Annotated in this window: 11 protein-coding genes and 1 pseudogene; 4 read left to right on the top strand and 8 right to left on the bottom strand. The window is 72.3% G+C overall.

Annotation, left to right across the window (positions count from 1 at the left end):
- Positions 1 to 209: 209 nt before the first annotated feature.
- Positions 210 to 572 carry a hypothetical protein gene (locus G5C65_RS23330; RefSeq protein ID WP_165300876.1) on the top strand — a complete coding sequence of 121 codons (363 nt, stop codon included), beginning with the start codon at positions 210 to 212 and terminating at the stop codon, positions 570 to 572.
- An 88-nt stretch (positions 573 to 660) separates the two neighbouring features.
- Positions 661 to 2,520, top strand: a complete 1,860-nt coding sequence (locus G5C65_RS23325; RefSeq protein ID WP_241265993.1) for a S9 family peptidase — start codon at positions 661 to 663, stop codon at positions 2,518 to 2,520.
- Here the strand turns inward: G5C65_RS23325 and G5C65_RS39475 are convergent.
- The 8 genes and pseudogenes from G5C65_RS39475 to rpmG all read right to left on the bottom strand — a co-directional run.
- Positions 2,402 to 3,289, bottom strand: a pseudogene (locus tag G5C65_RS39475) (SURF1 family protein); the annotation flags it as partial. The gene G5C65_RS23325 and the pseudogene G5C65_RS39475 sit on opposite strands and share 119 nt — an antisense overlap.
- Before the next feature lie 45 nt (positions 3,290 to 3,334).
- Positions 3,335 to 4,828 carry a hypothetical protein gene (locus tag G5C65_RS23315; protein WP_241265992.1) on the bottom strand — a complete coding sequence of 498 codons (1,494 nt, stop codon included), beginning with the start codon at positions 4,826 to 4,828 and terminating at the stop codon, positions 3,335 to 3,337.
- Positions 4,825 to 5,400, bottom strand: a complete 576-nt coding sequence (locus G5C65_RS23310) for a SigE family RNA polymerase sigma factor (protein ID WP_165300875.1) — start codon at positions 5,398 to 5,400, stop codon at positions 4,825 to 4,827. The genes G5C65_RS23315 and G5C65_RS23310 overlap by 4 nt, the downstream gene beginning before the upstream one ends.
- A 292-nt stretch (positions 5,401 to 5,692) precedes the next feature.
- The gene (locus G5C65_RS23305) at positions 5,693 to 6,985 is read right to left on the bottom strand and encodes an aspartate kinase (protein WP_165300874.1); all 1,293 of its coding nucleotides are present in this window, start codon (positions 6,983 to 6,985) and stop codon (positions 5,693 to 5,695) included.
- A 205-nt stretch (positions 6,986 to 7,190) separates the two neighbouring features.
- Entirely contained in the window at positions 7,191 to 7,433 is a 243-nt protein-coding gene (rpsR, locus tag G5C65_RS23300) for a 30S ribosomal protein S18 (RefSeq protein ID WP_165300873.1), read from the bottom strand.
- 14 nt (positions 7,434 to 7,447) lie between these two features.
- Positions 7,448 to 8,812: a GTP-binding protein gene (locus G5C65_RS23295; RefSeq protein WP_165300872.1), complete on the bottom strand. Its 1,365-nt coding sequence runs from the start codon at positions 8,810 to 8,812 to the stop codon at positions 7,448 to 7,450.
- Positions 8,809 to 9,066 carry a type B 50S ribosomal protein L31 gene (locus G5C65_RS23290; RefSeq protein WP_165300871.1) on the bottom strand — a complete coding sequence of 86 codons (258 nt, stop codon included), beginning with the start codon at positions 9,064 to 9,066 and terminating at the stop codon, positions 8,809 to 8,811. The genes G5C65_RS23295 and G5C65_RS23290 overlap by 4 nt, the downstream gene beginning before the upstream one ends.
- Positions 9,067 to 9,076: 10 nt before the next feature.
- Entirely contained in the window at positions 9,077 to 9,241 is a 165-nt protein-coding gene (gene rpmG, locus G5C65_RS23285) for a 50S ribosomal protein L33 (protein ID WP_165300870.1), read from the bottom strand.
- 55 nt (positions 9,242 to 9,296) lie between these two features.
- Here rpmG and rpmB point away from each other — a divergent pair, with 55 nt between their 5' ends.
- Both rpmB and rpsN read left to right on the top strand, forming a co-directional pair.
- Entirely contained in the window at positions 9,297 to 9,533 is a 237-nt protein-coding gene (rpmB, locus tag G5C65_RS23280; RefSeq protein WP_165300869.1) for a 50S ribosomal protein L28, read from the top strand.
- Between the two features lie 26 nt (positions 9,534 to 9,559).
- Positions 9,560 to 9,865, top strand: a complete 306-nt coding sequence (gene rpsN / locus G5C65_RS23275) for a 30S ribosomal protein S14 (protein WP_165300868.1) — start codon at positions 9,560 to 9,562, stop codon at positions 9,863 to 9,865.
- Positions 9,866 to 9,901: the final 36 nt, after the last annotated feature.

Genomic DNA, 9,901 nt, shown 5'->3' with positions numbered 1-9,901 from the left:
TCAGCGGGCCGGGAGAACACAGGAGTCCATCCGGCGCCCACGCGGCCACCGCGAAACCCATCCACATCAGTCAGTCCAGCAGCCCTTCACGGGGCTGCCCTGGAACCGCCTACTCACGAATTAGGAGGCAGAGGGGGGAGCGAGAGACGCGGGGCAGTGGCATGGGACACGCACACGCACAGACACCCTCACACACACCTCACGCCCGGATGCCGGACGCCTTCCGGCACGCCCTCGGGTCCGCGGCGGCCCCCGTGCTGGTGGGCCTCGTCTACGGGCTGTGGGCGCTCGCCATCCAGCGCCGCGGCGAGGCCGCGAGCGGGGGCGAGATCCTGCGGTCGGTGCTCGCCGGGCTCGCCGTCGCCGTCCTGTTCGCGCTACTGCACCACCCCGCCAAGCGGCTGGCGAAGGAGCCGCGGTCACTGGCCTGGGGCGTGTCCGCCGGGGCGGCGGTCGGCTATCTGCACAGCCTCGCCAACACCAGCGTCCTGTGGTCCTCGACGCTCGGGCTGCTCGTCGCCGCCGGAGTGCTGCCGATCGCGTTCTACCGCTTCTACTCGCAGGAGGAGTGAGGGACGGGGAGCGGGGGCGGCCCACGGCCGGGGACGGAGTTATCCACAGGCTCGACGCGCTCTCCGCGCGCCGCGACACAATGGGCGCATGAGTGAGAGTGATGGGATGCCCGACTGGGAGAAGCGGTTCCGGGCCGCGCGGGTGTCGCTGCCCGCCTGGGCCAAGGACGCGCCCGACCGGTCGCTGTTCGTGTCCAACGCGACGGGGACCTTCGAGCTGTACGCATGGGACCGCGCCGGCGGCGGCCAGCGGCAGGTGACGGACCGGCCGAACGGCACCACCGACGGGACCCTGACGCCCGACGGCACATGGATCTGGTGGTTCTCGGACACGGACGGGGACGAGTTCGGCGTCTGGCTGCGCCAGCCGTTCGGCGGCGGGGCCGACGAGGCCGTGGCGGACCTCCCGCCGGCGTATCCCTCCGGGCTCGCGCTCGGCCGGGACGGCACGGCCGTGATCGGGCGGTCGACCGACGAGGAGGGCTCGACACTCCACGTCGTCCCGCCCGGCGGCGGCCCCGCGCGCGAGATCTACCGGCACCGCGAGTCCGCGGGCGTCGGGGATCTGTCGCACGACGGTTCGCTGCTCGTCATCGAGCACACCGAGCACGGCGACGCCATGCACTCCGCGCTGCGCGTCGTGCGCACCGCGGACGGCTCGGCGGTCGCCGAGCTGGACGACAGCGAGTCAGGCGCCAAGGAGCTGGGCCTGACGGTGCTCGGCTTCGCACCGGTGTCCGGGGATCCGCGGCTGCTCGTCGGCCACCAGCGGCGCGGCCGGTGGGAGCCGATGATCTGGGACCCGGTCGCCGGGTCGGTCACCGAGCTGGCCCTCGACCTGCCCGGTGATGTGGCGGCCGAGTGGTTCCCGGACGCGAGCGCGCTGCTGGTCTCGCACAGCTTCCAGGCCCGCGACGAGCTGTGGCGGTACGACATCGGCACGGGCGGGCTGAGACGGATCGAGACGCCCCCCGGCTCCGTGCTCTCGGCCACCGGGCGGCCCGACGGCACCGTGGAGTTCCTGTGGTCGTCCGCCGAGCAGCCGCCGCAGGTGCTCTCGACGACCGGTGCCGTGGTGCTCGACCCTCCGGGCGCGAAGGCCCCGCCGTCCGTGCCCGTCGAGGACGTCTGGGTGGAGGGGCCGGGCGGGAAGATCCACGCGCTGGTGCAGAAGCCGGCGGGCGAGGGCCCCTTCCCCGCCGTCTTCGAGGTGCACGGCGGCCCCACCCACCACGACACCGACTCCTTCGCCGGGCAGCCCGCGGCCTGGGTGGACCACGGCTTCGCGGTCGTCCGCGTCAACTACCGCGGCTCCACCGGATACGGCCGCGCCTGGACGGACGCGCTCAAGCACCGCGTCGGTCTGATCGAGCTGGAGGACGTCGAGGCGGTGCGCGAGTGGGCGGTCGGCTCCGGTCTGGCCGACCCGGAGCGGCTCGTCCTGGCGGGCGGCTCCTGGGGCGGCTATCTCACGCTGCTCGGCCTCGGCACCCAGCCCGAGGCATGGGCGCTGGGTCTGGCCGCCGTCCCCGTCGCGGACTACGTCACGGCGTACCACGACGAGATGGAGGCGCTGAAGTCCATGGACCGCACGCTGCTGGGCGGCACACCGGAGGAGGTCCCGGAGCGCTTCGAGGCGTCCTCCCCGCTCACCTACGTCGACAAGGTGCGCGCGCCGGTCTACATCTCGGCCGGCGTGAACGACCCGCGCTGCCCGATCCGCCAGGTGGAGAACTACGTCGACCGCCTCAAGGAGCGCGGCCACCCGCACGAGGTCTACCGCTACGACGCGGGGCACGGCTCGCTCGTCGTCGAGGAGCGGATCAAACAGGTGCGGCTGGAGATTGATTTCGCGCTGCGCCATCTCCCGGGGGCCCGGACGTCTCCGGGTGCTCCTGCTGCTCCTGGGGCTCCTGCTGCTCCGGCTGCCCCTGGGGCTCCGGAATGAGACCCAGCGCCGCGTCCCGGGCGAGCTCCGCCTCACGGCGGAAGAGCCGGAACCACATGAAGATCACGAACCCGGCGAAGACGAACCACTCCGCCGTGTAGCCGAGGTTCTGGAACGCCTTCATGTCGAGGCCGGTGTTGTCGGGCGCGACCGGCGGCACCGGCCGCAGCGGCTTCGCGGTGCCCTGGACGGTGAGCCAGGCGTCGTACACGTCGTACGGCACCATGTTCACCAGCCCGGCCGCGCTGACGAAGCCGAGCTGGCCCTTGGGGAGCGCGCCCTCGGCCCCGGGCCCCGCGCTGGTGTGCGACTCCGACGCCTGCAGCACCCCGCGCACCGTCACCTCGCCGCGCGGCGGCGCGGGGACGCGCGCGGGGTCGGCCGCCCCGGGCAGCCAGCCGCGTACGACGGGAACGGCCTTGCCGCCCGCGCCGGCGCCGCGGTCCGTACGCAGCAGGGTCAGGACGTAGAAGCCCTGGTCGCCGTCCAGCGTGCGGTCCGGCACCAGCAGCGGATGGCCGGTGTCATAGCGCCCGGTGACCTCCGCCGTGCGCCCCACCGTGTCCCCGGTGAGCGGCAGCAGCTCGCTCAGCGGCTCGGCCTTGGCGTGGGCGGCGCGCTCCGCGCTCTCCTGCTGCCGCTCATGGCTGTCGACGCGCGCGTCGAAGCGGCTGAGCTGCCACGTCCCCATCAACAGGCAGACGGGGATCGCCAGTACGGCGAAGACGTTGATCCCCCACCAGCGGGGCGTCAGCAGGAACCGGTACACCCCTTCACGGTACGCGCGGCACCCCCGGCAGCCGCCCGCCGGGGGTCACTGGGCGGGCAGCACGCCGGTGCGGTAGACAGTGCCGCCACAGGCGCCGTCGAGGACGGTGTCGGCCACCGCGGGCGTCCCGACGTCCGGGGTGTGGCTGATGACGACCTTCGGGGCGTCGCCCGTACCGCCGTCGCCGCCGCCATCGCCGTCGCCGCCGGAGCTCTCGCCGCCGCCGGGACCGCCGCCCGAGTCCGCACCGCCCGCGCTGTCCTGGCCGCCGTTCTCGCCGGCGCCCGCGCTGGGCTCGTCCCGCGCGCCGTCGCCCGTGGCACCGTCCTGGCTGGTCTCGGGCTCGGGCGGACTGGTGACGCAGGGGTTTCCGGACGTCGGAATCCAGGCGAACCGGACCACGTACGAGTGCCCCGGCCCGAGCACCAGTCTGTCGCTCTCCGCCGACGGATCGGGCAGCCCCGTGGCCGGGTCGCCCGATGTGTGGTCGACGATCTGCACCCGGGCCCGCGCCATGCTGACACCCTGGGTGGTGGCCCCGACCACGCCCTCGCCGTCGACCGTGCAGGCGTCGCCTGAGGTGTTGGTGACGCGGAAGCTGCCGTACACCCTGCCCTGCGCATCCGGTGCGCCGGACTGCGCGGTGCCGTTGCCGAGCTGGTTGCGACCGCAGGTGGGAGCGCTGGCCGCGAGGGTGTCGTGCGGGTTGGCGCCGCTGCTCTCCCCCTGCCCACCGGACGGCGCCGAGGGGTCGGAGCTGCTGCCCGGACTCCTGTCCTTCTCCTTGTGGTCCTTCTTCTGGCGCCGGTCCTTCTTCTCCTCGTCCCGGCTGGCGCCGGAGCGCGGCTTCTCGCCGGATCTGTCCTTGTGCGGGCCGTGGCTGCTGGCGGCGGTGACGGGGCGCTCCTTTTCGCGGTCGCCGGATACGACACCGCTGAACAGCACCGCGGGGATGCCCACGATCACCACCAGCGCGGCGGCGACCGCGCCCATCAGCACCTGGCGGCGGTGCGTACGGCGCGCGGGCACAGCACGCTGCAGGGCGTCGAGGGATTCGGCAGACGGCTCGATGCCGCGGACGCTGTGCTTGAGGAGCTGCCGGAGCTCGTCCTCGAACGCCACCGGATCGGTGACGCCACGTGCCGGGACCGCGTCCGGATCCAAGTCCGGGTCCGCGTCCGCGTCCGGGTGCCGGTCCGAGTCCGAGTTCACGTCCGGGTCCGGGTTCCGGTCCGGGTCCGGGTCCCGGTCCTGCTCCAGCTCCTGGGTCTCCCGGAGCTCAGGAGCCTCACGGAGCTCAGGGGTCTCCCGAAGCTCAGGGGCCTCACGGGAATCCGGGGCAGCCTCCGGGGTCTCTTCGGTGCCGTGGGCCTCCTCGGCGGCTTCCTGGGGCGCGTCGCGCTCCCGGGGCTCCGGGGCCTCCTCCGATTCCCGCCGCTCCAGCGGCTGCTCACCCGGCTGACCCGGCTGACCCGGCTGGTCCGGCTCACCGGGCTGACCCGGCTCGCCGTCGCCCGGACGAATGGGGCCGTCGTTCATGACTCCGCCTCCATCGCGCTGCGGAGGGCGGCTATCCCACGCGACCCGTACGCCTTCACCGAGCCCAGTGAGAGGCCGAGCACCTCGGCGACCTGTGCCTCGGTCATGTCCGCGAAATAGCGCAGCACCAGGACCTCCCGCTGACGCCGCTGGAGGCCCCGCATCGCCTGTATCAACTGGTCCCGCTCAAGCTGCTCGTAGGCGCCCTCTTCCGCGCTCGCCATATCGGGCATCGGCTTGGACAGCAGCTTCAGGCCCACGATGCGGCGGCGCAGCGCCGAACGGGAGAGGTTGACGACTGTCTGCCTCAGATACGCGAGGGTCTTCTCCGGATCGCGAACCCGCTTACGCGCCGAGTGCACCCGGATGAAAGCTTCCTGCACGACATCCTCGCAGGAGGCGGTGTCGTCCAGCAGCAGCGCCGCGAGGCCGAGCAGGGACTTGTAGTGGGCGCGATAGGTCTCGGTGAGGTGGTCGACTGTGGTGCCCGCTGCCATCGCGTCGTCAGTGTCCTCGCGCTGTCCGGTCAGCGGTGCTGGACGGGCGGCAGGCCAGGGGGCGATCACGGGCATGCCTCCGGCGGTGCTGCCGGGCCACGCCGGGGCCGCTGCGATTCCGAGTACCTCTGCCACGTTTGCTGGACACGCTTCCCCCCATCAGGGTTGTACGCGAGAGACTCTCTTCCGAGATTTGCGCCAAATACCCTCATGCGTACCAGCTCTTCCTCAACGCCCCGATTTTTACAGCCCCCTTGACCCGCAATGGCCTCGGGAATTCCTGGCAGTGGGGGCAAAGACGCTCCCCGCCTCCCTGCGGGTTGCAGGAAGACGGGGAGTGAGTCTCTGCCCTTAAGTCACCCGCGAGTCAGCGGCCGGTGCCCCCGTAGACAACCGCCTCATCGCTGTCGCTGTCGAGGCCGAACGCCGAGTGGACGGCGCGCACCGCGTCGTTGACGTCGTCCTGGCGGGTGACGACCGAGATGCGGATCTCCGAGGTGGAGATCAGCTCGATGTTGACCCCCGCGTTGGACAGCGCCTCGAAGAAGGTCGCCGTCACCCCCGGATTGGTCTTCATCCCGGCACCGACCAGCGAGATCTTCGCGATCTGGTCGTCGTAGCGGAGCGAGTCGAAGCCGATGGAGGAGCGCGTCTTCTCCAGCGCGTTGATCGCCTTGCGGCCCTCGGTCTTCGGCAGCGTGAAGGAGATGTCCGTCAGACCGGTCGACGCGGCGGAGACGTTCTGCACCACCATGTCGATGTTGACCTCGGAGTCCGCGATCGCACGGAAGATCGCCGCGGCCTCGCCCGGCTTGTCGGGCACCCCGACAACCGTGATCTTCGCCTCGGACGTGTCGTGCGCGACCCCCGAGATGATCGCCTGCTCCATCGGCTCTTCCCCTTGCCCGCTCTGGCCGGCGTCCGGCCGCTCGCTACTGACCCATGTGCCCTTCAGGCCCGAGAACGAGGACCGGACATGGATCGGGATGTTGTACCGCCGCGCGTACTCGACGCAGCGGTGCAGCAGCACCTTGGACCCGGAGCTGGCCAGCTCCAGCATGTCCTCGAACGAGATCCAGTCGATCTTCTTGGCCTTCTTGACGACCCGGGGGTCGGCGGTGAAGACGCCGTCGACGTCGGTGTAGATCTCGCAGACCTCGGCGTCCAGCGCGGCGGCCAGCGCCACGGCCGTCGTGTCCGAGCCTCCGCGGCCGAGCGTGGTGATGTCCTTGCTGTCCTGTGACACGCCCTGGAAGCCCGCGACGATGGCGATGTTGCCCTCGTCCACGGAGCTCTGGATACGGCCCGGCGTCACATCGATGATCCGCGCCTTGTTGTGCGCGGAGTCCGTGATCAGACCGGCCTGGCTGCCGGTGAACGACTGCGCCTCGTGTCCCAGGGATTTGATCGCCATCGCCAGCAGGGCCATGGAGATGCGTTCTCCGGCGGTCAGCAGCATGTCGAACTCGCGCCCGGAGGCGACAGGGGAGACTTCCCCCGCGAGATCGATCAGCTCGTCCGTCGTGTCACCCATCGCCGAGACCACCACGACAACCTGCTTGCCGTTCTTCTTGGCCTCGACGATTCGCTTGGCAACGCGCTTGATGCCCTCGGCATCGGCAACGGAGGAGCCGCCGTACTTCTGCACGACAAGGCCCACTGGTGCTCGCTCCTCGTAACTCACTCCGGGGCCGTTCCAGCCGGGCCCCGCGTCGGCTCAGTCTAGCGACCGGCCGGAAGCACCCCTTCGGTTTTCACCTTATGAGATATCCCGTCCGATCGCTGTCCGGCCCGGCACCTGCCCTCTGCGCGGAGTGACCACACGGGAACGTGTCGGGAGTCACAGGAGCAGCGGTCACGCCGCGCTAGCGGGAGGCGTAGGGGAGCAGGGCCATCTCGCGGGCGTTCTTGATGGCACGGGCCAGCCGGCGCTGCTGCTGGGAGCTGACCCGGGTGACCCGGCGGCTGCGGATCTTGCCCCGGTCGGAGATGAACTTACGGAGCAGGTCCGTGTCCTTGTAGTCGATGAAGGTGACCCCGGCGGCGTCGAGCGGATTCGGGCGGGGCTTGGCCGGCTTGCGGGCACCGGCCCTGCTGCGCGGTGGCATGGTCGCGGTTCTCCTTACGGTAGGGGGCTGAGCAGATGGTCGAAGGCGGCGGGCAGCCGCCGCCAGGCGTCCGGCCCGCCGGCGTACTCCGCGGCCGTGAGCAGGCACGACTCCAGCACGGCGGCGAGCCCGTCCGTGTCCAGCCCCGGAGAGGTGAACACCAGATGCTGGCCGCGGTCGCCGTGCTCGGGGTGCCAGTCGAGCGCGGCGGCGGCCCGCCGTACCGGCTGGACCATCTCCCAGGCGGCGTCGGGCAGCGCCGCCAGCCAGGGGCCGTGCTCGTCCACGCACAGCGCGCCGCCCGCGGCGTCCCAGGACAGCAGCGTGTCGGGCCGGTCGGCCAGCCAGAACCGGCCCCGGCTGCGCGCCGCCGCGCAGGACAGTTCGCCGAGTGCGGCGTACAGCCGTTCGGGGTGGAAGGGGCGCCGGGCGCGCCAGACGAGCGTCGTCACGCCCTCGCCGTCCGCCGCCTGCGGCAGCAGCGCGCAGGCGGGGTGCTGGCGGGCCGCCGCCGCGGCCACGTCGAAGGCGCCGCCGGCCAACACGGCCCGGACCAGAGCGCCGCCCCCGCTCCCACCGCCTGCGGCACCGCCGGTGGCGGTGGTGGCGGTGGTGGCGTCGGTGGCGTCGCCGATACGGATCTGGCGGGCGGTCGGGTGCAACTGGCCGAGCAGGGCCAGATCGGCGGCGTCCGCCGCGTCCTCCCCGGCCGCGAGAGCGAGCACGGGCGCGTACTCGAACTGCCGCGCGAAGGTGTCCGCCACGGTGCGCTCGTCGGTGGGCGCCGCCGCCAGCCCGCCCTCCGCCAGGTCGTCGCCGATACTCAGATACGGCAGCACCAGTGCCGGGTCGACGGCGGTCACGACACCGGCCAGCAGCAGCTCGTCACCGCTGTGCGCGGCGATGACCTCGGCCATCGCCTGGGGCTCGACGGAGTCCCACAGCTCGACGACGGCCAGCGCGCACGTACCGGCGCGGGCCAGCCGCCGCAGCTCCGGGACGAGGTCCTCGCGCAGCGCGCAGCACGCGCAGCCGTTGACGAGCGGCGCCTCGCCCTCGTCCAGCGTCCCGGCGTACGAGCGCACGGTGCGGCGCACCGTCCCGGCGGACGCGGCGGCGGAGAGGTCGTGGTGCAGCACCGCGCTGCCGGGGACGGTGCGCAGCACCTGCGCGACGGTCGCACGGCGCGCTTCGGCGTGCAGACCGCCGACAAGGACGACGGGCAGCCGGCGGCCCCCGGCCTCCGGCCCGCCGCCCGGCCCCTCCGGCCCCTTCGGCCCGTCCGGCCTGCCCGGCCCGTCCGGCCTGCCCGGCCCGTCCGGCCTGCCCGGCCCGTCCGGCCTGCCCGGCCCGTCCGGCCCATGCGGTCCGTCCGTCATCGGCCCGCTCCCCGCCGTCCGTAACGGCGCTCGAAGCGCTCCACCCGCCCCGCCGTGTCGATGACGCGCTGCGCACCCGTGTAGAAGGGGTGGCTCGCGGACGAGATCTCGACGTCGATCACGGGATAGGTGTTGCCGTCCTCCCACTCGACGGTCTGGTCGCTGGCGGCGGTGGACCTTGTGAGGAAGGCGAAGTCGGCGGCCCGGTCGCGGAAGACGACGGGACGGTACGGGGGGTGGATTCCGGGCTTCATGGGTGCCTCCTCAGCGCTCTTCGCGGAACGTGACGTGACGGCGGGCGACGGGGTCGTACTTGCGCAGCTCCAGCCGGTCGGGGTGGTTCCGGCGGTTCTTGCGCGTCACGTACGTGTAGCCGGTCCGCGCCGTCGAGCGGAGTTTGATCACAGGGCGTAGTTCGTTGCGGGCCATATCGGCTACCCTACACAAACGACAATCATTTTCAATAAGTGAGGAGCCCCGTACCATGTCCGCCCACTGTCAACTCACCGGCAAGCAGCCGGCGTTCGGCAACCGCATCTCGCACTCGCACCGCCGCACCCGCCGCCGCTTCGACCCGAACATCCAGCACAAGCGCTACTGGCTGCCCAGCGAGGGCCGCTACGTCCAGCTCACGCTCAGCGCCCGGGGCGTCCGGACCGTCGACGTCATCGGCATCGAGGCGGCGGTCGCGCGCATCCGCGCGCGGGGCGAGAAGGTCTGAGAGAACCGAGGGAGACGGACCGACCGATGGCGAAGAAGAGCAAGATCGCGAAGAACGAGCAGCGGCGCGTCGTCGTCGCGCGCTACGCGGCCCGCCGGGCCGAGCTGAAGGAGATCGTCCGGAACCCGCGCACGCCGGACGTCGCGCGGCTGGCGGCCCAGCGCGAGCTGCGCCGCCAGCCGCGCGACGCGAGCGCGACCCGGGTGCGCAACCGGGACGCCGTGGACGGCCGCCCGCGCGGCCATCTGCGCGCGTTCGGACTCTCGCGCGTCAACCTGCGCACGATGGCCCACGCGGGGCAGTTGCCGGGGGTACGCAAGTCGAGCTGGTGAGTGCGGCGGCGGGGGTGGCGGCCACCGGGGCACCCC

This window comes from Streptomyces boncukensis, assembly GCF_011045075.1.
GTDB lineage: Bacteria > Actinomycetota > Actinomycetes > Streptomycetales > Streptomycetaceae > Streptomyces > Streptomyces boncukensis.
The sequence above is the reverse complement of the archived record's forward strand: the minus strand, read 5'-3'. Positions and strand labels throughout refer to the sequence as shown.

Excerpts from the sequence above, each read along its gene's own strand:
- G5C65_RS23325 (WP_241265993.1), top strand. The coding sequence starts at position 661 with ATGAGTGAGAGTGATGGGATGCCCGACTGGGAGAAGCGGTTCCGGGCC.
- G5C65_RS23330 (WP_165300876.1), top strand. The coding sequence starts at position 210 with ATGCCGGACGCCTTCCGGCACGCCCTCGGGTCCGCGGCGGCCCCCGTG.
- G5C65_RS23295 (WP_165300872.1), bottom strand. The coding sequence starts at position 8,812 with ATGACGGACGGACCGCATGGGCCGGACGGGCCGGGCAGGCCGGACGGG.
- rpsN (WP_165300868.1), top strand. The coding sequence starts at position 9,560 with ATGGCGAAGAAGAGCAAGATCGCGAAGAACGAGCAGCGGCGCGTCGTC.
- G5C65_RS23290 (WP_165300871.1), bottom strand. The coding sequence starts at position 9,066 with ATGAAGCCCGGAATCCACCCCCCGTACCGTCCCGTCGTCTTCCGCGAC.
- G5C65_RS23310 (WP_165300875.1), bottom strand. The coding sequence starts at position 5,400 with ATGCCCGTGATCGCCCCCTGGCCTGCCGCCCGTCCAGCACCGCTGACC.
- rpsR (WP_165300873.1), bottom strand. The coding sequence starts at position 7,433 with ATGCCACCGCGCAGCAGGGCCGGTGCCCGCAAGCCGGCCAAGCCCCGC.
- rpmG (WP_165300870.1), bottom strand. The coding sequence starts at position 9,241 with ATGGCCCGCAACGAACTACGCCCTGTGATCAAACTCCGCTCGACGGCG.
- rpmB (WP_165300869.1), top strand. The coding sequence starts at position 9,297 with ATGTCCGCCCACTGTCAACTCACCGGCAAGCAGCCGGCGTTCGGCAAC.
- G5C65_RS23315 (WP_241265992.1), bottom strand. The coding sequence starts at position 4,828 with ATGAACGACGGCCCCATTCGTCCGGGCGACGGCGAGCCGGGTCAGCCC.